Source organism: Azospirillum humicireducens (genome assembly GCF_001639105.2).
Lineage (GTDB): Bacteria > Pseudomonadota > Alphaproteobacteria > Azospirillales > Azospirillaceae > Azospirillum > Azospirillum humicireducens.
Map to the genome: position 1 here is coordinate 50886 of NZ_CP015285.1, position 22895 is coordinate 73780.

Consider the following 22895-nt stretch of genomic DNA (forward strand, 5'->3'; position numbering starts at 1 on the left):
ATGCGGAGTCCGTTTCGTTCCCTGCTCTCCGCCAGCCTGCTTGCCGCCGCGGCCGCCTTGCCGGCAGCGCTGGGCGCGGGCCTGATCGCCGCCACACCCGTCCGCGCCGAAGAACCCGCTAAGTCGGCTCCGAAGGCTGCGGCCCCGGCAAAGCCTGCCGGAAAGCAGGGGAAGGCCAAGCTCATGGAGGGGTCGCCGATGACCAAGGTGCGCTTCAGCGAGCCGGCCTATCCGCTGACCGATGATGGATCCTACCGCAGCTATATGGACAAGATCCTGGACGAATACGGCCGCCGTTGCTTGCGCCAGGAGCAGTTCGGCTGGGAGGTCGCCAAGGACGACCAGGAGCGGCTCGACTTCATCTTCCAGGGCACGATGACCAACTATGGCCGCATCGGCTACCTGCTGGGCGAGATCCGTCCCAAGGCCGTGACCGATCCCGAGACGATCGCCTTCCTGGCGGACCGAGAGAAGTCACGCTATCTGCTGGTCTGGACGCCGCTGGAGTCGTCGGTGCTGTTCATGATGTGCGAGACCGCGGACAAGAACGCCAAACCGGACGCACCCAAAACCGCTCCGAAGAAGTGAGCGGCCTGAGAGACGAACAGGCGGCGGATCGCTCCGCCGCCTTTTCCATGTCCGGTCCGGAACCCGCCGTTCAGAAAGCGAAGCGGGTGTCCCACAGGACGATGTTGGCGTCGTTGTTCACGCCGCCGACCTTGTTGTCGAGATAACTGTATTCCAGGCCCGTGGTCAGGCCCGGAGCGACGGTGTAGGTCACGCCGGCCTGCCAGACATGGGCGCGGGAATTCAGGCCGGTGAAGTTGCTGTCGATGCCCTGGGCGTCGGTGTAGTTGGCGGCCAGGATGACCGGACCCATGGTGTAGTTGACGCCGACGATCCAAACCTGCTGGTCGTCCACCCCGCGGGTGCCGGTGGCATAACCGCTGTCGCCGCTGAAGGCGTAGCTGCCGCCGACCTTGAACCCGGCATAGGACACATTGGCGCCGACATGGACAGAGGAGAGATCCTCAAGCCCGCTGGCCGCCTTGGCGAACTGGTAGGCGGCGCTCGCCTCCACACCGAAGCCGCTGAACTCGCCCTTGTAGCTGGCCTGGATTTCGGCCATGTCGCGGTAGGCGGTGCTGTTCTTGACGCGGTTCACGTCGGTGTTGCTGCTGCCATAGGTCGGCGTGTAGGCGGCACCGACCTGGAAACCGGAGAAGCTCGGCGACAGGTAGACGATCTTGGAACTGGCGTCGCCCGACTCCAGCGTGCGCAGGTTGCCCAGCACATAGGGGGCGCCATTGGCATTGACGTAATAGTTCAGGTACTGGGCGTCCGGCGATCCTTCGATGCCTTCGACGTTCGGGCCGATGATGCCGTATTCGTCCGACAGGCCATTGATCACGCCGGCCTGGATCGTGCCGAAACTGCCATTCACGAACATGAACGCGCGGTCGCTGTCGGTGCTGCGATTGTTGCCGCTGCTGGTGGTGCCGGCAGCGCGCAGGCGCAGGCGGGCGCCGTATTCCAGGCCGTTGTCGGCCTTGGCCGTCGGCGTGATGGTCAGGCGGAAGCGGTTGGCGAACTCGGTCTGACGCAGGCCGGTGTCGGTGTCCTGATCGACATAGGCGCCCTGGAAGAAGGCGTCGCCGCCCAGCAGGATGTCGAATTTGGACTGGGCCGAGGCGGTGCCGCACCCGGCGGCGAGGGCGACAGCGGCGCAGCCGATCACGAGAGAGCGCTTCATGGATGTCATCCTTGGTGCATGCATCCCGGCGGTCCTGAGTACGATCGCGGGGTGTCAGCGGTGTCTGTGTATCCCATGACTTAATCCTGCATCCATCGGACCGGCAAGCGGTGAAGAGACAGGCAGTCTTTGCATCCAGTCTACAGTTGCTCGAAAAGCACGGAATCCCGGATCATGTCGATTTTGATGATAAAAAACCGTACCAATTCAAATAATAACTTCATCGAATATCGCTGAAGCATCACCAGAACGAGGTAGTCAACTTGGATACAGGCGGAGGTCGTGTTGGAAAGTTTGGAAACAATTCAGGGAGCTGGAAGCTCTGCCTTGATGGACTGCCGCCCTGTTGCGGAGCCCGATCGTCGAGGCGGTGCACATGAAAAAGTCCGCCGGAGCGGACCAAAAAAAGAGGCGGCGGATTGCTCCGCCGCCTTCACGTTTGCTGCCAGGAAACCCGTCCCTTAGAAGGAGAAGCGGGTATCCCACAGAACGATGTTGGCATCGTTGTCGCGTCCGGCGACCTTGTTGTCGACGAAGCTGTATTCCAGACCCGTGGTCAGGCCCGGAGCCACGGCGTAGGTCACGCCGGCCTGATAGATGTGGGCGCGGGTGTTGACGCCAAGCCCGAGGTTGTCGATGCCCTTGGCATCGGTGTAGGTGGCGGCCAGGATGACCGGACCCACGGTGTACTGGGCGCCGACCAACCAGACCTGCTGGTCGTCAATGCCGGTCGTGCCCTTGGCGTAGCCGCTGTCGCCGCTGAAGGCATAGCTGCCGCCGATGGCGAAAGCGCCGTAGGTGATGGTCGCACCGGCATGGACCGACGACAGATCTTCCAGGCCGCTGCGGGCTTCGGCGAACTGATAGGCAACGCTGCCTTCCAGGCCAACGCCGCTGAAGGCACCCTTATAATAGGCCTGGATTTCGCCCATGTCCTTGTAGGCGGGGCTCAGCGCGCCCGTCTTGCGGCGGTTCACGTCGGTGTTGCTGCTGCCGTAGGTCGGCGTATAGGCCGCGGACAGCTGGAAACCCGAGAAGCTGGGGGTCGAGTAAACGATCTTGGTGCTGGCGTCACCCGATTCGAGCGTGCGCAGCGCACCGGTCACGTACGGCAGCGCGGTAACGCCGTAGTAGTTGGCGTAGAAGCCGTCGGGGCTACCCGAGATGCCGTCGACGTTCGGGCCGATCACGCCGGTGTTGTCCGACGGACCGTTGGTCACACCGGCCTGAACCGAACCGAAGGTGCCGTTTACGAACATGTAGGCACGGTCGGCGTCGGTGTTGCGGTTGTTGCCGCTGCTGGTGGTGCCGGCGGCGCGCAGGCGCAGGCGGGCGCCGTATTCCAGGCCGTTGTCGGCCTTGGCGGTCGGCGTGACGGTCAGGCGGAAGCGGTTGGCGAACTCGGTCTTGCGCAGGCCGTTGTCGTTGTCCTGGTCGACGTAGGCGCCCTGGAAGAAGGCGTCGCCGCCCAGCAGGATGTCGAACTTGGACTGGGCCGAGGCGGTGCCGCAGCCGGCGGCGAGGGCAACGGCGGCGCAGCCGATGACGAGAGAGCGCTTCATGGATTGTCCATCCTTGTGCGTACGCCCCGTAAGACCGGGAGCGCGCGGTTGTCTTTGTGGTTATGACTTAACCGCGCGCTGTTTCCGCCGGCAAGAGGCAAACTGCAGCGCATCTATCTGCCCGCAACACAGTTGCAACAAAAGCACACAGCTAACCCGTTGTAATATATAAGAAAATGCAGCGTGCTGAATTATTGGCAAATTCACGGCCTTGAATTTGGGCGGCTTGCCCGGAAAATGCGCAAGAAAAAAGGCGGTGGCCGAAGCCACCGCCCTTCTTGTCCGTTGCCGGACGTCCGATCGGAAGACCGATTAGAACGCCAGGATCGAGCGGAGCAGAACGACGTTGCCCTTGTCGTCCGCCGCCGAAGCGTCGTTGTTCAGGTCGAAGTAGTCGTACTGAGCCTGCACGGTCAGGCCCGGAGCGACGGTGTAGCCGACACCGATTTCGTAGACCTGGAGCTCGCGCTTCCCGCGGGTGCTGAGATCGCCGCCATCCGTGCCGTTCTTGTAGTTGGCGCCGACGACGATCGGGCCGGTGGTGTACTGAGCGCCAACCGTCCAGTTGCGGGTGGTCTCGGTGAACACGCCGGTACGCTCGTTCTGGCCCGACTTGCCATAGTCGATGTAGCTGCCGCCCAGGGTGAAGCCGGCGTAACCGACGTTCAGGCCGGCCTGCCAAGCGTTCAGGTCCTTGTAGTTCGAGCCGGCGACGTTGCTGGCGGCCTGACCCCAGAAATAACCGGCGCTGGCCTTGACGGTCACACCACCGAAGGTGTTGTTGTAGTTCGCGCCAATTTCAACCAGGTCGCTGAAGGTGCCGTTGCTGTTGTTGACCGAACCCGTAACCGACGGCTTGGTGCGGGAAACGTCGGTGTTGGAGCTGTCGTTGCGCGGGGTGTAGCTCGCGCCCAGCTGCAAGCCAGCGAAGCGAGGAGAGAAGTAGACGATCTTCGTCGCGTTGCCGTCCTGGGCGAGCGACGGGTTCACCAGGCTGTTGCCCGTGATGATGTTCGCGGAGCTACCGGCCGTAGCGGACGGCAGGTTGATCCAGGCGGTGATGTCGTCGTAGGCGCCGAGCTTCAGGTAATCCATCGACGCCGTGACATAGGTCTCGTCGTTGAAGGAGTTGGTCACGCCCATGCGGACCTGGCCGAAAGTGCCCTGCGCGTAGAGGTAGGCGCGATCGGCATCGGTCTGACGGCTGCCGCCGCTGTTGGCACGCAGACGCATGCGGGCACCGTACTCCAGGCCGTTGTCGGCCTTGGCGGACGGGATGATGTTGATGCGCATGCGGTTCCGGAATTCGGTCGAACGCAGGTTGGAGTCCACATCCTGATCGACGTAGCCGGCTTCGAAGTAGGCGTCGCCGCCGATCTTGACATCGAACTTGGCCTGGGCGTTGGCGGCGCCAGCGCCGAGAGCGAGAGCGGCGGCGGCAGCGCCGGCCAGCAGATAACGGTTCATGATTGTTGCCTCCATCCTGGCAGCAGATGTTTCAGCCTGGTTGACGTCCTGGCTGAGACTTTCGTACGCACCCCGGCCCTTGCCAGCAAGCGGCAAATCTCCGGAATTGCTGCATTGGGGGGACAGTGTGTCGAACGGAGCACACCCAGAAGGGCCCCTCCGGCCCGCCCGCCACAGTCGAGCGGGGCAGGGGTGGACTGTTGTCGTCCTGTTGTTGCGGGGCGGGGCAAAGACGCATCCGTTGTTGCGTGCAGCCGTCCACTTATGGTCTGTTCAGCGGCATTCCGCGCGTGACTCGCGCGCGGCAACCCCTTTTCTGAACCGGGTTCCCGACCATGCGCCGTTCGACCGCCCTTCGCCTTGTCCCTGTACTGCTCGCGGCTTCCGTCTCGATCGCCGGCTGCGCAAGCTGGGGCGGCAAGACCGAAACCGTCGAAGAGCAGATGAAGAACAAGGACTACAAGTTCGGCAGCCTGCTCGGCACCGAAGGCGGCATCAACCTGTTCGGCAAGAACAAGCGCGGCGGCGACCAGGACAGCGCCGGCGGCATCGGCGTCAACAGCTTCCTGTGGCGCGCCTCGCTCGACACGCTGTCCTTCATGCCGATCGCCTCGGCCGATCCGTTCGGCGGCGTGATCCTGACCGACTGGTACACCCCGCCCGATTCGCCGAACGAGCGCTTCAAGGTCAACCTCTACATCATGGACCGCCAGCTGCGCGCCGACGGCGTCCGGGTTTCGGTGTTCAAGCAGCAGCGCACGGGCAACGACTGGCGCGACATCAGCGTCGGTCCGGAGACCGCCGGCCAGCTGGAGGATGCGGTGCTGACCCGCGCCCGGCAGCTTCGCGTGTCGCAGAACGCAGCCACCCGCTGAGGCGGCGGCCGGCCCCTCGGGCGGCCCCCCCTGGGGGGGTGGTCCAAGGGGCCCTTTGAACATCTGGTCCAACGGAATACGGCGTCGCGCTCATGTCGCGTTACAATGTCAAGGAAACCGAGGCGAAGTGGCAGGGCGTGTGGGACGGCAAGGGCTGTTTCACTGCGCGCGAGGACGCCTCCCGGCCCAAATACTATGTGCTGGAGATGTTCCCCTACCCGTCGGGGCGCATCCACATGGGCCATGTCCGCAACTACACCATCGGCGACGTGATCGCGCGCTTCAAGCGCGCCAAGGGCTTCAACGTCCTGCACCCGATGGGCTGGGACGCCTTCGGCCTGCCGGCCGAGAATGCGGCACTGGAGAAGAAGGTCCATCCCGCCGCCTGGACGCGCGAGAACATCGCGACCATGCGCGGGCAGCTGAAGACGATGGGCCTGTCCATCGACTGGGACCGTGAGATCGCCACCTGCGACGTGGAATATTACCGCCACGAGCAGAAGATGTTCCTGGATTTCCTCAAGGCGGGCCTCGCCTACCGTAAGGAATCCTGGGTGAACTGGGATCCGGTGGACAACACCGTTCTGGCCAACGAGCAGGTGATCGACGGCCGCGGCTGGCGCACCGGCGCGCTGGTGGAGAAGCGCAAGCTGTCGCAGTGGTTCCTGAAGATCACCGCCTTTGCAGAAGACCTGCTGAAGGGGCTGGAGACGCTGGACCGCTGGCCCGAGCGCGTCCGCATCATGCAGGAGAACTGGATCGGCAAGTCCACCGGCGTCCGCTTCCGCTTCAGCATCAAGGGGCGCGAGGACGAGCTGGAGGTCTTCACCACCCGGCCCGACACGCTGTTCGGCGCCTCCTTCGCCGCGATCTCCCCGAATCACCCGCTGGCGGCCGAACTGGCCGCGTCCAGCCCGGAACTGGCCGAGTTCATCGCCGAGTGCAACCGGCTGGGCACCAGTGAGGAGGCGATCGAAACGGCGGAGAAGCGCGGCTTCGACACCGGCCTGACGGTCGTGCATCCCTTCGATCCGTCGTGGGAACTGCCGGTCTATGTCGCCAACTTCGTGCTGATGGAATACGGCACGGGTGCGATCTTCGCCTGCCCGGCGCATGACCAGCGCGACCTGGATTTCGCCCGCAAGTACGGCCTGCCGGTCCGTCCGGTGGTGATCTCGGCCGACGCCGACCCGGCAGCCTTCGAGGTCGGGACCGAGGCCTATACCGGCCCCGGCGTGCTGCGGAACTCCGCCTTCCTCGACGGACTCGACACCGAGTCGGCGAAGGAGGAGGCCGGCAAGCGGCTGGAGGCGGCGGGCCGGGGCGAGCGCACCACCCAGTACCGCCTGCGCGACTGGGGCGTGTCGCGCCAGCGCTATTGGGGCTGCCCGATCCCGGTGGTCCACTGCGAGTCCTGCGGCATCGTCCCGGTTCCGGACGACCAGTTGCCGGTCGTTCTGCCGGAGGATGTGACCTTCGACAAGCCCGGCAACCCGCTGGCCCACCATCCGACCTGGAAGCACACCAGCTGCCCGACCTGCGGCAAGCCGGCCCTGCGCGAGACCGACACCTTCGACACCTTCATCGAGTCGTCCTGGTATTTCGCCCGCTTCTGCTCGCCGAAGACCGAGGATGCGGCCTTCACCCGCGAGGCGGTCGATTACTGGCTGGGCGTCGACCAGTATATCGGCGGCATCGAGCATGCGGTCCTGCACCTGCTCTACAGCCGCTTCTGGACGCGCGCGCTGAAGACCTGCGGCTACCTGAACCTGGACGAACCGTTCACCGGCCTGTTCACCCAGGGCATGGTCAACCACGAGACCTACAAGGACGCCGGGACCGGTGCCTGGCTGGCCCCGACCGATCTGACGAAGAACGACAAGGGCGAGTGGGTCCGGACCGACAGCGGCGCGCCGGTCACTGTCGGCCGCGTCGAGAAGATGTCGAAGTCCAAGAAGAACGTGGTGGACCCGGCGCACATCATCGGCACCTACGGCGCCGACGCCGCCCGCCTGTTCATGCTGTCCGACAGCCCGCCGGAACGCGATCTGGAATGGACCGAGTCCGGCATCGACGGCGCTTGGCGCTACATCAACCGCCTGTGGCGGATGGTGACGGAGGCGCCGGTGGAACTGCCCGCCGCCGGCGCGCCGAAGCCCGAGTCGCTCGGCCCCAAGGCCGAGGCCGCCCGCCGCCTGGTTCACAAGACCATCGCCGGCGTGTCGGAGGATCTCGACAAGTTCCGCTTCAACAAGGCGGTCGCCCGCGTCCGCGAGCTGTCCAACGCGCTGGGCGAACTGGACGGCAAGGGCGAGGGCGATGCCTGGGTCCTGCGCGAAGGCTTCGAGTCGCTGGTCCGCCTCGTCGGCCCGATGATGCCGCATCTGGCCGAGGAGTTGTGGGCCCAGCTGGGTCACACCGACCTGCTGGCCGACCAGCCCTGGCCGGAGGCCGATCCCGCCCTGGTGGTGGAGGACAGCGTCAAGGTCGCGGTCCAGGTCAACGGCAAGCTGCGCGCCACGCTGGATCTGCCGCGCGACATGGACAAGGACGCGGCGGAGCAGGCGGCGCTTGCCGATGCCAATGTCCAGCGCGCCATGGACGGCAAGCCGGCCCGCAAGGTCATCGTCGTCCCGAACCGGGTGATCAATGTCGTCGTCTGATCCCAGACTGTTCAGCCGGAGCCCGCTTCGCCGGGCCTCGTTCCGTCAGGGTTTGACGCGGGGGCTGTTCGCCCTCGCGCTCGGCCTGTCCGCCATGTCCCTGTCGGGATGCGGTTTCCAGCCGCTCTATGGCGGCAAGGGCGTCGGGGCCGAGGCGGCGGACCGGCTGATGGAGGTCGACATCGCGTCGATCCCCAACCGGGAAGGGCAGAAGCTCCGCAACCTGCTGATCGACAACTTCTATCCGTCGGAGCGGCCGAACAATCCGCGCTACCGGCTGGACGTGTCGCTGTCGGCGTCGGAGCAGAAGCTGGCCCTGCAGAAGGACGCCACCGCGGTGCGCGCCCAGCTGCTGGTCAACGCGCCCTACCGGCTGACCGACACCCGGACGGGGCAGGTGGTGTTCCAGTCCAGTTCGCGGTCGATGATCAGCTACAACACGCTGGAACAGCACTACGCCGCCATCGTGACGGTGCAGAGCGCCTATGACCGGGCGCTGGAGGACATCTCCAACGACATCACCACCCGCGTCGCCATGTATCTCGGCCGCGGGTCCTGACCGGCGGGAGATTGTCGGGTGAAGCTCCAGCCCAAGGCGATCGACGGTTTCCTGCGCAGCCCGGACCCCAAGGTCCGGGCGGTGTTGCTTTATGGCCCCGACTCGGGCCTCGTGCGCGACCGTGCCCAGACCTTGGGCAAGACCGTGGTGCCGGACCTGTCCGACCCCTTCCGCGTCGCCGAGTTCCTGGGCCGTGCGCTGGCCGACGATCCGGCGCGGCTGGCCGACGAGGCCGCGGCGATCTCCTTCACCGGCGGCCGGCGCCTGATCCGCGTCCGCGACGCCGAGGACAACAGCACCGCCGCCTTCACCGCCTTTCTTGAAAACCTGCCGCCGGGCGACAGCCTCGTGGTGGTCGAGTCGGGCGACCTGTCGGCCCGCTCCAAGCTGCGGCTTCTGTTCGAAGGCGCCGACGGTGCCGCCGCCATCCCCTGCTATGTGGAGGAGGAGGCGTCGCTCGGACGCGTCATCGCCGACATTCTGCACGGACATGGTTTGACCGCCGATCCCGACGCGCTGGGCTTCCTGGCCGCCAACCTCGTCGGCGACCGCATGGTCGCCCGCGGCGAGGCGGAGAAGCTGGCGCTCTATATGGGTGACGGCAAGCGCGTGCGGCTGGAGGATGCCCAGGCCTGCATCGGCGACAGCGCCGCCCTGTCGATGGACGAGCCGGTGTGGGCGGCGGCGGAGGGCGACTTCGCCACGCTCGACCGCTCGCTGGCACGGCTGTTCGCCGAGGGCACCTCGCCGGTGCCGATCCTGCGCGGCGCCCAGCGCCATTTCCAGCGCCTGCAACTGCTTTGCGCCCAGGTCGCCGCCGGCAAGTCGCCGGAGGCCGCCGTCGAGTCGCTGCGCCCGCCGGTCTTCTTCAAGCTGAAGACCCGGCTGGTCAGACAGGCCCGCCACTGGTCGCCCGGCCATGTCCGCCAGGCGCTGGAACGGCTGGTCGACGCCGAAGCCGACTGCAAGCGCACCAACATGCCTGACGAGACCCTGTGCGCCCGCGTTCTGTTCCAACTCGCCTCGCTGGGGGCGCGGCGATGACGGGGCGCTGACTTGACCATTGGACGGCGCGCGCTATCTCGCGGGGCATGAGCCACGCCACCCACACCACGCCACCGCCGGCCCCCTTCCGGGTCCGCTGGTGGCAACCCCTGCTGTTCTGGGTCATCGTGAACGCCTGGGGCTTCATCGAGCGCGGCGGGCAGCCCTTCGCAGGGCACCAGCCGTCACCGCTGCAGCCGCCTGGATGGGCGTTTCCGGTGATGTGGTTCACGCTGAACGTCTTCCAGATCTGGGGCGACATCCGCCTGCTGGACCCGGCGCGGCGAATCCGCGACCGCGGCATGCTGATCGGGCTCCAGGCGGTGACCTGGATGATCTACGCCACCTTCAGCCTCGTCTACTTCACGCTGGGCAGTTCGATCCTCGCCGCGCTCTGGACGGTGTCCTTCTTCATCATCACGTCGATCTGCATCGGGCTGGCGGCGCGGGACGACCGCAGCATCGCGCTGATCTGGACGCCGCTGATCCTGTGGACCGGCTTCGCCTCGGTGGTCGGCATCCACAATGCCCTGATCAACCCCGATCCGCTGTTCGGCACGCCGGCCTTGTGGTGACGCCCGCGTCTCAGCCCCGATAGCCGTGGGCCCGGCCGGTGAAGTCGGTCACACGATAGCTCCCATCATCCTGTTCCTCGATCCAGGCCGGCGCGGCCGGAGCCTTGCCGTGGCCGCCGGGAATGTCGAGGACGTAGGTCGGCTGGCACAGACCGGACAGCCGGCCGCGCAGGCCGGTCACCAGCGCCTGTCCCTCGGCCAGGGTCGGGCGGAAATGGCTGGTTCCAGCGGCAAGGTCGGGATGGTGCAGGTAATAGGGCTTCACCCGGTTGCGCACCATGCCGCGGAACAGGGCCTCCAGCGCCGCATGGCTGTCGTTGATTCCCTTCAGCAGCACGGTCTGGCCGACCAGAGGGATGCCGGCCTCCACCAGCCGGGCGAGGGCCGCGCGCACCGGTGCGGTCAGCTCGTCGGCATGGTTGACGTGGACGGCGATCCAGGTGGCGAGGTCGGGGGCGGTCAGCGCCTCCACCAGTTCAGGCGTGACGCGTTCCGGATCGGCGGCGGGGATGCGGCTGTGCAGGCGGACAACGCCGACATGGGGCATTTCCGACAGCGCCTGGACGATTCCGCGCAGCCGGCGCGGTGACAGCAGCAGGGGGTCGCCCCCGGTGATGACGACCTCCCACACCTCTTCACGGTCGCGGATATAGGCCAGGGCGGCGTCCAGTTCGTCCGCGGTCAGCGCCTCCCCACCCGGACCGACCATCTCGCGGCGGAAGCAGAAGCGGCAATAGACCGCACAGGCATGCAGCGGTTTCAGCAGGACCCGATCGGGATAGCGGTGGACGATGCCCTTCACCGGGCTGCGCGCCCCGTCGCCGATGGGGTCTTCCAGTTCCTCCGGCGTGCTGTACGCCTCGGCGGGGGACGGGACGTATTGGGCGTAGAGCGGGTCCTGCGGATCCGTACGTCCGGCCAGCGTCTCGCGCAGGTACGGGGTCAGCGCCACGGCGTAGCGGTCGGCGACCGAGCGCACGGCGTCGCCAGCCTCCGGTGTCATCAGCCCGGCGGCCACCAGATCGGAAACGCTGTGCAGGGCCTTCATCGCTCTTTCCCGTCTCGACGGAATGGGTCATGTAGGAAAGCGACCGCTCTTACTCCTGCGAGACCCATGCTGTCGACTCTTCCCCGCCTGATCGGCCATCGCGGCGCCAAGGAAAATGCGCCGGAGAACACGCTCGCCTCGATCCGGGAGGCCGCCCGCCAGGGCGCCCGCTGGGTGGAGGTGGATGTCATGCTGACCCGCGACCAGCGCCCGGTGCTGATCCATGACGACACGCTGGACCGCACCACCACCGGCACCGGCCCGGTGCCGCTGCTGGATCTGGCGGACCTCCAGCAGCTCGACGCCGGACGCTGGTTCGATGCCGGCTTCGTCGGCGAACAGGTGCCGACGCTGGAGGCGGCGGTGGCGCTGATCCACGACCTCGGCCTCGGCCTGAACCTGGAGATCAAGCCCTATCCGGGGCAGGAGGAGATCACCGCGGAGGTGGCGCTGAACAGTCTGCGCCCGCTCTGGCCGGCCGGCCGGCCGCTCCTGTTGTCCAGCTTCGAGGTGTCCTGCCTGGAGGTTGCCCAGCGCCTGTGGCCGGAGATTCCCCGCGGCTACCTGCTGTGGGATCCGCCGTCCGACTGGTCGGCCATCGCCGACCGCATCGGAGCTGCGACCCTGAATGTCGATCAGGAGCGCCAGACGGCCGAGACTGTGGCGGAATACCGCGCCACCGGACGGCCGGTGCTGAGCTATACCGTCAACGACGCCGGCCGGGCGCGAACGCTGTTCGGCTGGGGCGTGTCCGCGGTCTTCACCGACGCACCGGGCCGGCTGGCGCGGGAGTTGGGTGCGGATGCCTGACAGGCGTGTCTGACAATGGGCCGGAGGAGCGGTCGACGGGCTGACGCTTCCGTTCGCGACTGCGGCAAATCGTGAACGTTTTTTGCGCGGCGGGCTGAATCCGCTCGTAGGGCGGGCCGATTCCTCATATATAGAACCGCATTGGCGATCCCGCCGGAACCCATGTGGATTCCGGCGGAGCTTTTCGTCGTCTGGTTGTCCGCCGCTTTTGATCCGGTGTCCCACGGGGCGCCACGTTCGGTCTTTGGAGGGTTCGTTGAAGGCGTTGAAGCCGTTGCAGATGTCCGGCCGGGAGGTTCTGCCGCTCGTCGAGGGTGGCAAGGGTATTGCCGTTTCCAACGGCGAAAGCTCCGGCGCCTGGGCGGCGGCCGGCGGAATTGGCACCTTTTCGGGTGTCAACGCCGACAGCTACGATGAGAACGGCAACCTTCTGCCGCAGATCTACAAGGGCAAGACCCGGCGCGAGCGCCACGACGAGCTGATTGCCTTCGGCATCGAGGGCGGCATCGCCCAGGCGCGCATCGCGCATGAGACGTCGAACGGCCAAGGCCGCATCCATATGAACGTCCTGTGGGAAATGGGCGGCGCGGAGCACATTCTGCATGGCGTGCTGGAAGGCTCGCAGGGGCTGATCCATGGCGTCACCTGCGGCGCCGGCATGCCGTACAAGGTTGCCGAGATCGCGGTGCGCTACGGCGTCCATTACTACCCGATCGTGTCCTCGGCCCGCGCCTTCCGGGCGCTTTGGCTGCGCGCCTATCACAAGTTCCGCGAACATCTGGGCGGCGTGGTCTACGAGGATCCGTGGCTGGCCGGCGGCCATAACGGCCTGTCCAACTCCGAAGACCCGCAGAAGCCGGAGGATCCGTTCCCCCGCGTCCTGGCCCTGCGCCAGATGATGAACAGCTTCGGGCTGAACGATACCCCCATCGTGATGGCGGGCGGCGTCTGGTGGCTGTCGGAGTGGGAGGACTGGATCGACAACCCCGATCTGGGCCCGGTCGCCTTCCAGTTCGGCACCCGTCCGCTGCTGACCCAGGAGAGCCCGATCTCCATGGCGTGGAAGCGCAAGCTGGTCGCGCTGCAACCGGGCGACGTCTTCCTGAACCGCTTCTCTCCGACCGGCTTCTATTCGTCGGCGGTGAAGAACCCCTTCCTGCTGGACCTGATGGCCCGGTCGGAGCGCCAGATCGCCTATCTGTCCAAGCCGGTGGGCGAGCATTCGGCCGAATTCCCGGTCGGTCCGCGCGGCCGTCCAGTCTATGTGACCGAAAGCGACAAGCAGCGCGCCGAAGGCTGGCTGTCCCAGGGCTTCACCACCGCGCTGAAGACGCCGGACAGCACGCTGGTCTTCGTCACCCCCCAGCAGTCGGAAAAGATCCTGCACGATCAGGTCGACTGCATGGGCTGCCTGTCGGCCTGCGGCTTCTCCAACTGGGCGCAGAACGAAGAAGGGACGACGGGCAAGCGCGCCGATCCGCGGTCCTTCTGCATCCAGAAGACGCTTCAGGCGGTGAGCCACACCGACGACTGCGAGAACCAGCTGATGTTCGCGGGGCACAACGCCTACCGCTTCGCCAGCGATCCCTACTACAATGACGGCTTCATCCCGACGGTGAAGCAGCTCGTTGAGCGGATCGCCACCGGTTACTGACCGGTTGCGGTCCCGGACCGACAGGGCCGCCGGCGGGTGACTGCCGGCGGCCTTCGCATTGGACCGGTCCGGTTGACGCCTGTCCGGTCGATGCCTGTCCGGTTGACGTCGGTGCGACAATAACTTGCGCCGTCTTTCCGATTGGTTTTACAGTTGAACGGTCTGCGGCCTTGTGCCGCGGTCCTGTCCTGGACCTTCGTGTCCGCCCCCTGTGTCGACCGAACGGGTGCCGCGCCCATGATGACCGCCGAACGCCCTTTCAAGCGAGCTCTCGACCGGCTGAACGGTGCCGGGCTGCGCCCGACCCGCCAGCGCCTTGGTCTCGCCCGGCTGCTGTTCGAAGGCTGTGACCGGCATGTGACCGCGGAACAACTGCATGGCGAGGCGCTGGCCGCCGACCTGCCGGTGTCGCTGGCGACCGTCTACAACACGCTGAACCAGTTCACGTCCGCCGGTCTGCTGCGCGAGGTTGTGGTGGAGGCGGGCAAGTCCTATTTCGACACCAACACCAGCGACCACCACCATTTCTTCGTCGAATCCACCGGCCGGCTTGAAGATATCCCCGCCGATCGCCTGATGGTGCGGAACCTGCCCACCGCGCCGGCTGGCACCCGCGTCGCCCGCGTCGACGTGATTGTCCGCCTCATCGAGGATGATGGCAGCGTCTGATCCACTCCTGCCGTTCGGTGCCAGCCGGCGTTCAGGCCTCGTCGCCCGTCACGCTCGGACTGGCGGGGCGGTCGACGAAGGGCCAGCGCATATAGGCGAAAACCCAGACGGCCACGACGTTCAGGTACGGGAACAGCAGCAGCAGGATCCACAATGGGCTGCGCCCGGCTTTCGCCAGCACCCAGCCGCCGGCGATCAGCGTATAGGTCGTGACGATCGACCCGATCAGCAGCTCCCAGAAGCCCAGATGGATGATGGTGTCCGTCATGCCGTCCTCCGCGCCTTGACCTTGCGGGCTTCGCGCACCGGCAGAACCGGCCAGCGGCTGTGCGCCATCACGCCGATCGCGACCACATGGCCCAGCGGCAGCAGCGCGAACAGCGCCCACAAGGGCGAGAAGCCCGCCCGGCGCAGGATCCGTGCCATCGGCCAGACGATTGCGACCTGGAACAGCATCAGCCCCAGCAGCGGGCTGTTGACGTAATCCTCAAGCATGCCGGCCCGGACCCTCCTCCCCATGGTTGAGGGGCAGAGAAGCGCGGGCCGTCGGCTTTGTCGAGCCAAACTTTTCCAGCACCGGCTTTCCGGTACTGCCCGCCGCCCCACAAGTTCCCTCCCGCATCGGGAGTACACGAGCGTGAAATCAATTGGTAGGGCATGCTACAGTTCGTCGCGTCCGGCCCAACCGGCTTGACGTTCTCTGGAATTCAGCTGCGGCGGACTCTTGCCTTTGACGGATTTCTCCGAACCGGCCGGCGCCGCGCGCGGATGGTGGCGGCAGCGGCGACCGGGCGCGGCGCCTCGATCACCGGTCGCTGGCATGCGCATCGGCTTGCTTGCGGCGGTGATCGCCGGCTTCTGGCTGGTGGCCTATGCCGATCTGGAACGTGCGCGCGACCGGGCGCTGCAGGATGGCCTGCGCCAGACCGCCAACCTGTCGCGCCTGTTGGAGGAGGATGCCCGCCGCATCCTCGTTGTTGCCGGACGCGCGCTCTACGCGGTGGCCGAAGGCGGGCGGATTCCCCCCTATCTGCTGGCTGACGCAGTCGGGTTTTCCGGGGCGGAGACCGGTCCTGGACTGGCGCTGCGCAGCCTGCTGGTGGTGGAGCCGGATGGGCGGGTCAGGGAGGCCGTCGGGCTGGATGCCCCGACCTCCGTTGCCGGAACCCCGCCGGCCGAGGCGGCGCGCACCGGATCGGCGGCCTTTGTCGGTCCCTACCAGGAGCCGGGTGGAGGCTGGCGCGCCGCCCTGGTCCGGCCGCTCGCCGACGGCGGCGGCGTCGTCATGGCGATACTCGACCTCGACCGCTTCGCCCGGCTCTACGCCACGCAGGATATCGGTCCGCGCAGCTACATTCTGCTGTATGGCGAGGACGGGGTGGTCCTGGCCTATTCACGGCCAAGCGAGTTTCTGGATCGCGACCGTGCCGCTTTCGCTGCGTTCGTGCCTCGCCTGCCAAGTGGGGAAAGCATCCGGACGCTGTCCGGTTTCGATCCGTCGCAAGGGCGCGACCGCATCGGCACGGTCCGTCGCGTGGCCGACCTGCCGCTCTATGTCTATGTCCGCATCAGCGCCGAGGATGTTCTGGCCGGCTGGTATGCCGACCGCTGGAAACGCGTGCTGGAAACCACTGCTGTGTCGGTGGTTGTCATGCTCCTGGCTCTGCTGGCCTTGCGGCAGCTCGGCCGGCTGGAGACGACGACCCAGGCGTTGCGGGCCAGCGAGCGCCGGTCGCAGGCCCTGTTCGACAGCAGTTTCCAGATCATGGGGCTGCTGTCCCCCGACGGGCGGGTGCTGGCCTTGAACCGGCCCGCCTGCGCCCTGGCCGGCCTGCCGGCGGAGGCGCTGATCGGGCGCCGCGCCTGGGAGTTCCGTGGTTGGGCCCGCACCGACGAATTGGCGGAGGCCTTCCGCCAGTCGATCGGAAAGGCGGCTTCCGGCCTCTTCGTCCGCTATGAGACCGACGTGATCGCCGACGGCGTCACCCGGGTGATGGATGTGACGATCAAGCCGGTCTTCGACGACCGGGGGGACGTGAGCGTGCTGGTGGTCGAGGCGCGCGATATTACCGAACGGGTGGAGGCGGCCGGCCGGCTCGCCGCCGCGCTCGACCAGGCGGAGGCCGCCAATCGTGCCAAGAGCGCCTTCCTCGCCACCATGAGCCACGAGCTGCGCACGCCGCTGAACGCGATCATCGGCTTTTCGGACATCATGTTGCATGAGCTGTTCGGCCCGCTGGGCAGCCCGCGCTACCAGGATTATGCGCGTCATGTGCAGAACAGCGGACGCCATCTGCTGGATCTCATCAACGACGTGCTGGACATGTCGAAGCTGGAGGCCGGGCGCTACACGCTGGACGAAAGCTGGATGGAGCCGGCCGCCGCCATCGAGACCTGCCGGGCGCTGGCGGCGGTTCCGGCCGATGCGGGCGGGGTGACGCTGGCGGTCGACTGCGCCCCCGACTTGCCGGGATTGCTGGCCGATGAGCGGGCCTTGCGGCAGGTCCTGCTGAACCTGCTGTCGAATGCTGTGAAGTTCACGCCGCGTGGCGGCCGGGTGACGGTGACGGCAGGGGTGGAGGCGGGGGGCGGACTCGCCATCGCCGTGTGCGACACCGGCATCGGCATCCCCGCCGACGCGCTGGCCCGAATCCTGGAGCCGTTCCAGCAGGCCGACAGCAGCATCCCCGGCCGGTTCGGCGGCACCGGGCTCGGCCTGTCGATCTGCCGCGACCTGATGGCCCTGCATGGCGGCAGCCTGTCCATCGACAGCGAGCCGGGCCGCGGCACCACCGTCACCATCCGCTTCCCCGCCGCCCGTGTCGCCCAGCCGGTTGCGGCCGACGGGATGCAGGCGTAAGCCTGTCGCCGGTGAAACGGAGCGAGAGGCGGACGGGATGATCGGGAATGACGGAAAGCCGGTGTCCAAGGAGGCGCTGCGCCAGCATATCGCCGCCTACAACGGCCAGTCGCGCGGCTCCAAGGAGTTTGCGGCGATCCCGCGCGCTCTGGTCACCATCCTGGACGGGCTGAAGCCTGGCAAGACCGGCTACGTCAAATGCCTGGACGGTCAGGTGCAGCTGTCGCGCCGCAAGGACAACAGCGTCTCGGCCGGCTGACGAAAAAAGCGCCCCTCCCCGGCGTGGGGAAGGGCGCTTTCCATCGGACCATCAGCCCCGGCGGTCAGTGCTTTGCCGCAGCAGCGGCGCCGATGCCGGTCTGGGAGCGGACGAACTGGTCCTCGAAGGCCTCGCGCTCGGCGCGTGCCGACGCGCTGCTGTCCAGCTTCGACACGATGATGGTGACGATGAAGGCCAGGGTCATCGAGAACAGGGCCGGCTGCTCGTACGGGAAGATCGGCTTCGGGTTGTTCAGAACCACGACCCACACGGCGTTCGACAGGATCACCAGCGTCACCGCGGAAATCAGGCCGGCGATGCCGCCCGCCAGCGCGCCGCGGGTGGTCAGCCCCTTCCAGTACATCGACAGGATCAGCACCGGGAAGTTCACAGACGCCGCGACGCCGAAGGTCAGGCCGACCAGGAAGGCGACGTTCTGCTTCTCGAACGCGATGCCCAGCACGACGGCCAGCACGCCCAGGACCAGCGAGGCGATCTTGGACACGCGCATCTCCTCGCGCTCCGTCGCCTCGCCCTTGCGGATCACGCGGGCGTAGAGGTCGTGCGCGATGGCCGAAGCGCCGGCCAGAGCCAGGCCCGACACCACCGCCAGGATGGTGGCGAAGGCGACCGCCGACAGGAAGCCGAGGAACAGGTCGCCGCCCAGCGCCTTGGCCAGATGCATCACCGGCATGTTGCCGCCGCCGATCAGCTTGCCGCCGACCTTGCCGCCTTCGAAGAACTGCGGGTCGGTGCCGACGATGGTGATCGCCGCCATTCCCAGCACGCAGACGATCAGGAAGAAGAAGCCGATGAAGCCCGACGCGTAGAAGACCGACTTGCGGGCCTCGCGCGCGTTGGGGACGGTGAAGAAGCGCATCATGATGTGCGGCAGCGCGGCGGTGCCGAACAGCAGGCCCAGCGACAGCGACACCGCCGACACCGGGTCGGCCAGCAGCGTGCCCGGCCCCATGATCTTCACCCCGTCCTTGTGCGAGGCGATGGCGCTCTGGGCGATGGCCTCCAGGCTGAAGCCGAAACGCGACAGGGCCAGGAAGGCCAGGATCACGCCGGCGCCCAGGAGAAGCACCGCCTTGATGATCTGCACCCAGGTGGTGGCGATCATGCCGCCGAAGGTGACGTAGACCACCATCAGCACGCCGACCACGATCACGGCGACGTTGTAGTCCAGCCCGAACAGCAGCTTGATCAGCTGGCCGGCGCCGACCATCTGGACGATCAGGTAGAAGCACACCACCGTCAGCGAGCCGATGGCGGCGAAGGTGCGGATCTTGCCCTGGTCCAGCCGGTATGAGGCGATGTCGGCGAAGGTGAAGTGGCCCAGATTGCGCAGCCGCTCCGCCAGCAGGAACAGGATGATCGGCCAGCCGACGAAGAAGCTGATGGTGTAGACGAAGCCGTCATAGCCCTTGGCGAAGACCAGGCTCGACAGGCCCAGCAGCGTCGCGGCCGACATATAGTCGCCGGCGATGGCCAGACCGTTCTGGAAGCCGCTGATGCCACCGCCGGCGGTGTAGAAGTCCGAGGTCGAGCGGGTGCGGCTGGCCGCCCAGTAGGTGATGCCCAAGGTCATCACGACGAAGGCGAGGAACATGGCGATGGCCGACAGGTTGACCGGCTGCTTTTCCAACTGCCCGACATCGCCGGCGGCAAGCGCCGGCAGGGCGAAGAGGGTGGCGGCAGCCGCGGTCAGGAGAATCCGGCGGCCGGTCATTGCAGCGTCTCCCGCGTGATCTCGTCGGTCAGGTCCTGGAAGCGGCCGTTGGCGAAATGGGAATAGACGCCCGTCAGCAGCCAGGACAGGATGATGATCGCCGCTCCGATGGGGAACCCGACGCTGAGGGCCGAATCGTCGGACATCGGCTTGTGCAGCAGGTCCGGCGCGAAGGCGACCACCATCATGAAGCTGTAGTAGCCGACCAGCACGATGGCCGACAGGATCAGGGCCAGCCGGCTGCGCTGGCGGACCAGCTCCTGGAATTTCGGGTTCCGGCGGACCCGCTCGTAGACCGGAGTGTTCGCGGGGGAGTGCATGTTTCCTCCAGACGCTAATCGTCCTTGTGGCACCCTGTTCGGGCTTATGGTCTTCCGGCTAACAAAACACTGTTTCGCAAATTTCCCGGAAATATGACGAATTGTTTCAGCGCGATTCAGGTAACAATCTCACGCGATTCGCGTTGAGCCACAGCGGCGAAGCTGGGATGATGCGTGGACCTCCCTGATCCCCGCATCCTGCCGCCCTCGCCCGGAAAATGATCCGCTCGCCCCTGTTCCTCCGGCTGTTCTCGGCGATCCTGATCTCGCTCGGGCTGTTCTCCGCAGCGGCCTATGTCTTCTCCGTCCCCTTCATCGAGGAGAAGGCCTACGAGATCGAACGCGACGCCAGCCGCACCATCCTCGACAACGTGTTCGAGCTGGTCAGCCGCATCCGCGGCGGGCTTGAGGAGCAGCGGACCGCCACGGTGGACTCCTACAAGACCCGGCTGCGCGACGTGCTTGAATTGGCCGTCGGCTATATCGAGCATGTCTACGCCCGCGCCGACCGCGGCGAGATCACGATGGAGGAAGCCCGTCGGGAAGCGATGGAGGGGCTGCACGCCTTGCGCTACGGCAATGGCGACTATGTCTGGGCCATCGGCTACGACTCGGTGATCCTCTCCCATCCCTCGCCCGATTATCAGGGGCGGAAGGCCGACGATCTGCGCGACAATCTGGGCCGTCATATCCTTCCCACCATCGTCGCCACCGCCAAGCGGGAGGGGGAGGGGTTCCAGACCTATCCATGGTGGCGCCCCAATGGCGACGAGCGGGCGCCGAAGCTCAGCTTCTTCAAGGATCTGCCCAAGCGCGGCATCATCGTCGGCACTGGCGCCTATCTCGCCGACGTCGACGCCGAGGTGGAACGGCGCAAGGCCGAAGCCATCGAGGATCTGCGCCAGGCGCTGCGCAAGCTGCGCATCGCCCGCACCGGCTATCTCTACATCTTCGATTCGGCGAACCGGATGATCATCCACCCGAATTCGAACATCGAGGGCACGGCCTTCGGCGACCGGCTGAATTCGGCCACCGGCCGCCCGATCGCCGAGGATCTGAAGGTCGCCGCGGCGAAGGGGGAACCGCTGACCTATCTGTGGGACAAGCCCGACGATCCCGGCAATTACGCCTACGAGAAGATCAGCTGGGTCCGGCATTTCGAAGGCTTCGACTGGTACATCGCCTCGTCGGTCTATGTGGATGAGCTGCGGCGGTCGTCGGTGGTGCTGGGCAACCGCATCCTCGCCATCGGCATGGCGCTGATGGCGGCGGGCAGCCTGCTGGGCTATGTCGCGGTCGGCCGTCTGGTCCGGCCGCTGCGCCGGCTGGCCGACACCGCGGCGCAGGTGCGGGCCGGCGATCTCGGCGCGCAGAGCGGCATCCGCCGCGGCGACGAGATCGGGCTGCTGGGCTCCGCCTTCGACGGGATGGTCCGGCAGCTGCGCGATACCGTTGCCACGCTTGACAGCCGGGTCCGAGACCGCACCGCGGCGCTGGCGGAGGCGGAAACGCGCCAGCGCGTGATCCTGGACGCGATCCCCGCCAGCATCGCCGGGCTGGACCGCGACGGGCGGCTGACTTTCGCCAACCTGCGCTGGGCCGAGCTGGTCGGCCGCGACAAGGCCGAGGTGATCGGCCGCGAGCTTGCCGCCGTGGTCGGCCGGCGCGCCATGGCGGCGCTGCGTCCCCATCTCGACCGTTGCCTGTCGGGGGAGGTGGTGACCTTCGAATACACCTTCCCGCGCGACGGCCGCGACATCGTCACCAAGACCACGCTGATTCCCCATCGCGGCGAGGGCAGGGCGGAGGGCGGTGCCGTCACCGGGCTGTTCGTCCTGACGCTCGACATCACCGACGAAAAGCAGACCGAACGCCAGCTGGTGGAGGCGCAGCGCCTGAAGGCGGTCGGCCAGCTGTCGGGCGGGCTGGCGCACGATTTCAACAACCTGCTGTCGATCATCATCGGCAATCTTGCGGCGGCGCGCGACCGCTACGCCGCGGTCGAGGGGCTGGACGCCTATCTGGAGCCGGCCCAGCGTGCCGGCCGCCGCGGCGCCGACATCACCGCCCGGCTGCTCGCCTTCTCGCGCCAGCAGCCGCTGAAGCCTGAGCCGATCGAGCTGTGCGGGCTGCTGCGCGACATGGCGGTGCTGTTGCGCCGCTCCTTTCCCAGCTCCATCGCCATCGGCGTGCCGGAGGAGGGGCGGGAATGCTGGACCATCGCCGACCAGACCCAGCTGGAGAATGCGCTGGTCAACCTCGCCATCAACGCGCGCGACGCCATGCCGAACGGCGGCCGGCTCGACATTGCGGTCGGCATCCGCCGGGTGGAGGACACCCTGTCCTTCGACGAGCCGGTCCGCCCCGACGATTACCTGGAAATCCGCGTCTCCGACACCGGCACCGGCTTCACGCCCGAGGCGCTGGCCCGTGCGGTGGAGCCCTTCTTCACGACGAAAGCTCTGGGATCGGGGCTGGGGCTGTCGATGGTCTACGGTTTCGTCAAGCAGTCGCGCGGCTATCTGCGCATCGACAGCCGGCCGGGGGAGGGCACCGCCGTCACCCTGCTGCTGCCGCGGGCCGAGCCGGTGGCCCGCCTGCTCGATGACGAACCGGCGACTGCCGAACCCCTGGGCGGCGGCTGGTCCGGCCAGTTGGCGCTGGTGGCGGAGGACAATGACGATGTCCGGCAGGTGATGCGCCAGCAGCTGGTCGACCTCGGCTTCTCGGTGGTGGAGGCGGCGAGCGGCGACGAGGCGGCGGAGCTGGTGGAGCAGATCGACGGGCTGTCTCTGCTGGTCTCCGACATCGTCATGCCCGGCCTGTCGGGGGTGGAGCTGGCGCGGCGCGCCCGGCTGCTGCGTCCGGACATGCGGGTGGTGCTGGTCAGTGGCTTCACGGTCGAGTATGGCGACATCCCGGCCGATGCCGTCATACTGGGCAAGCCATGGGACAAGCGGGATCTGGTGGCGGCCATCGGCCACGCCGCCCAACCCGCGCCCGCCTGATACATTCGGGCCAAACGAAAGCACCTGGGAAAAA

Annotated in this window: 20 protein-coding genes; 12 read left to right on the top strand and 8 right to left on the bottom strand. The window is 66.8% G+C overall.

The window, feature by feature from the left end; all coding sequences use genetic code 11:
• Positions 1 to 588: a hypothetical protein gene (locus A6A40_RS00240; RefSeq protein ID WP_063633476.1), complete on the top strand. Its 588-nt coding sequence runs from the start codon at positions 1 to 3 to the stop codon at positions 586 to 588.
• Between the two features lie 70 nt (positions 589 to 658).
• Here the strand turns inward: A6A40_RS00240 and A6A40_RS00245 are convergent, their stop codons facing one another.
• The 3 genes from A6A40_RS00245 to A6A40_RS00255 form a co-directional block, all read right to left on the bottom strand.
• Positions 659 to 1753 carry a porin gene (locus tag A6A40_RS00245; RefSeq protein WP_063633479.1) on the bottom strand — a complete coding sequence of 365 codons (1095 nt, stop codon included), beginning with the start codon at positions 1751 to 1753 and terminating at the stop codon, positions 659 to 661.
• A gap of 461 nt (positions 1754 to 2214) precedes the next feature.
• The gene (locus A6A40_RS00250; RefSeq protein WP_063633481.1) at positions 2215 to 3315 is read right to left on the bottom strand and encodes a porin; all 1101 of its coding nucleotides are present in this window, start codon (positions 3313 to 3315) and stop codon (positions 2215 to 2217) included.
• Positions 3316 to 3627: 312 nt separating this feature from the next.
• Positions 3628 to 4782: a porin gene (locus A6A40_RS00255; RefSeq protein ID WP_063633483.1), complete on the bottom strand. Its 1155-nt coding sequence runs from the start codon at positions 4780 to 4782 to the stop codon at positions 3628 to 3630.
• A gap of 335 nt (positions 4783 to 5117) precedes the next feature.
• Between A6A40_RS00255 and A6A40_RS00260 the strand changes: the two genes are divergently transcribed.
• The 5 genes from A6A40_RS00260 to A6A40_RS00280 all read left to right on the top strand — a co-directional run bounded on the left by A6A40_RS00260 (position 5118) and on the right by A6A40_RS00280 (position 10498).
• Positions 5118 to 5657, top strand: coding sequence for a DUF3576 domain-containing protein (locus A6A40_RS00260; RefSeq protein ID WP_063633485.1), 540 nt, complete (start codon positions 5118 to 5120; stop codon positions 5655 to 5657).
• Positions 5658 to 5749: 92 nt separating this feature from the next.
• Positions 5750 to 8320 (top strand): leucine--tRNA ligase, encoded by a 2571-nt coding sequence (gene leuS / locus A6A40_RS00265; protein WP_063633487.1) that lies wholly within the window; start codon positions 5750 to 5752, stop codon positions 8318 to 8320.
• Positions 8307 to 8879: an LPS assembly lipoprotein LptE gene (locus A6A40_RS00270; RefSeq protein ID WP_236783695.1), complete on the top strand. Its 573-nt coding sequence runs from the start codon at positions 8307 to 8309 to the stop codon at positions 8877 to 8879. Before leuS ends, A6A40_RS00270 begins: the two co-directional genes overlap by 14 nt.
• An 18-nt stretch (positions 8880 to 8897) precedes the next feature.
• On the top strand, positions 8898 to 9923 hold the full coding sequence (gene holA / locus A6A40_RS00275; protein WP_063633491.1) for a DNA polymerase III subunit delta: 1026 nt from the start codon (positions 8898 to 8900) through the stop codon (positions 9921 to 9923).
• Between the two features lie 47 nt (positions 9924 to 9970).
• Positions 9971 to 10498: a tryptophan-rich sensory protein gene (locus A6A40_RS00280; protein ID WP_063633493.1), complete on the top strand. Its 528-nt coding sequence runs from the start codon at positions 9971 to 9973 to the stop codon at positions 10496 to 10498.
• A gap of 10 nt (positions 10499 to 10508) precedes the next feature.
• On the opposite strand, the gene A6A40_RS00285 is transcribed toward A6A40_RS00280, so the two are convergent.
• On the bottom strand, positions 10509 to 11546 hold the full coding sequence (locus tag A6A40_RS00285; protein ID WP_063633496.1) for a lysine-2,3-aminomutase-like protein: 1038 nt from the start codon (positions 11544 to 11546) through the stop codon (positions 10509 to 10511).
• Positions 11547 to 11612: 66 nt separating this feature from the next.
• Here A6A40_RS00285 and A6A40_RS00290 point away from each other — a divergent pair, with 66 nt between their 5' ends.
• The 3 genes from A6A40_RS00290 (at position 11613) to irrA (ending at position 14679) form a co-directional block, all read left to right on the top strand.
• Complete coding sequence (locus A6A40_RS00290) at positions 11613 to 12356, top strand: glycerophosphodiester phosphodiesterase family protein (RefSeq protein WP_063633499.1); 744 nt, start codon at positions 11613 to 11615, stop codon at positions 12354 to 12356.
• A gap of 256 nt (positions 12357 to 12612) precedes the next feature.
• Positions 12613 to 14010, top strand: a complete 1398-nt coding sequence (locus A6A40_RS00295; RefSeq protein WP_063633502.1) for an NAD(P)H-dependent flavin oxidoreductase — start codon at positions 12613 to 12615, stop codon at positions 14008 to 14010.
• 237 nt (positions 14011 to 14247) lie between these two features.
• Positions 14248 to 14679 carry an iron response transcriptional regulator IrrA gene (gene irrA / locus A6A40_RS00300; RefSeq protein ID WP_082860673.1) on the top strand — a complete coding sequence of 144 codons (432 nt, stop codon included), beginning with the start codon at positions 14248 to 14250 and terminating at the stop codon, positions 14677 to 14679.
• A 31-nt stretch (positions 14680 to 14710) separates the two neighbouring features.
• Here irrA and A6A40_RS00305 read toward each other — a convergent pair whose 3' ends face one another.
• Both A6A40_RS00305 and A6A40_RS00310 read right to left on the bottom strand, forming a co-directional pair.
• A complete protein-coding gene (locus A6A40_RS00305) occupies positions 14711 to 14947 on the bottom strand; it encodes a hypothetical protein (RefSeq protein WP_063633505.1) in 237 nt (78 codons plus the stop codon).
• Positions 14944 to 15174, bottom strand: a complete 231-nt coding sequence (locus A6A40_RS00310; RefSeq protein WP_014246573.1) for a hypothetical protein — start codon at positions 15172 to 15174, stop codon at positions 14944 to 14946. Before A6A40_RS00310 ends, A6A40_RS00305 begins: the two co-directional genes overlap by 4 nt.
• A 325-nt stretch (positions 15175 to 15499) precedes the next feature.
• Here A6A40_RS00310 and A6A40_RS32175 point away from each other — a divergent pair, with 325 nt between their 5' ends.
• Together A6A40_RS32175 and A6A40_RS00320 are read left to right on the top strand one after the other, a co-directional pair.
• Complete coding sequence (locus tag A6A40_RS32175) at positions 15500 to 17539, top strand: sensor histidine kinase (protein WP_063633507.1); 2040 nt, start codon at positions 15500 to 15502, stop codon at positions 17537 to 17539.
• 37 nt (positions 17540 to 17576) lie between these two features.
• Entirely contained in the window at positions 17577 to 17798 is a 222-nt protein-coding gene (locus A6A40_RS00320; RefSeq protein WP_063633510.1) for a hypothetical protein, read from the top strand.
• 64 nt (positions 17799 to 17862) lie between these two features.
• Here the strand turns inward: A6A40_RS00320 and A6A40_RS00325 are convergent, their stop codons facing one another.
• Both A6A40_RS00325 and A6A40_RS00330 read right to left on the bottom strand, forming a co-directional pair.
• Complete coding sequence (locus tag A6A40_RS00325) at positions 17863 to 19533, bottom strand: cation acetate symporter (protein ID WP_063633511.1); 1671 nt, start codon at positions 19531 to 19533, stop codon at positions 17863 to 17865.
• A complete protein-coding gene (locus A6A40_RS00330) occupies positions 19530 to 19853 on the bottom strand; it encodes a DUF485 domain-containing protein (protein WP_063633513.1) in 324 nt (107 codons plus the stop codon). The genes A6A40_RS00325 and A6A40_RS00330 overlap by 4 nt, the downstream gene beginning before the upstream one ends.
• A 218-nt stretch (positions 19854 to 20071) precedes the next feature.
• On the opposite strand from A6A40_RS00330, the gene A6A40_RS00335 reads away from it, so the two are divergent.
• Complete coding sequence (locus A6A40_RS00335; protein WP_063633521.1) at positions 20072 to 22861, top strand: cache domain-containing protein; 2790 nt, start codon at positions 20072 to 20074, stop codon at positions 22859 to 22861.
• Positions 22862 to 22895 lie beyond the last annotated feature (34 nt).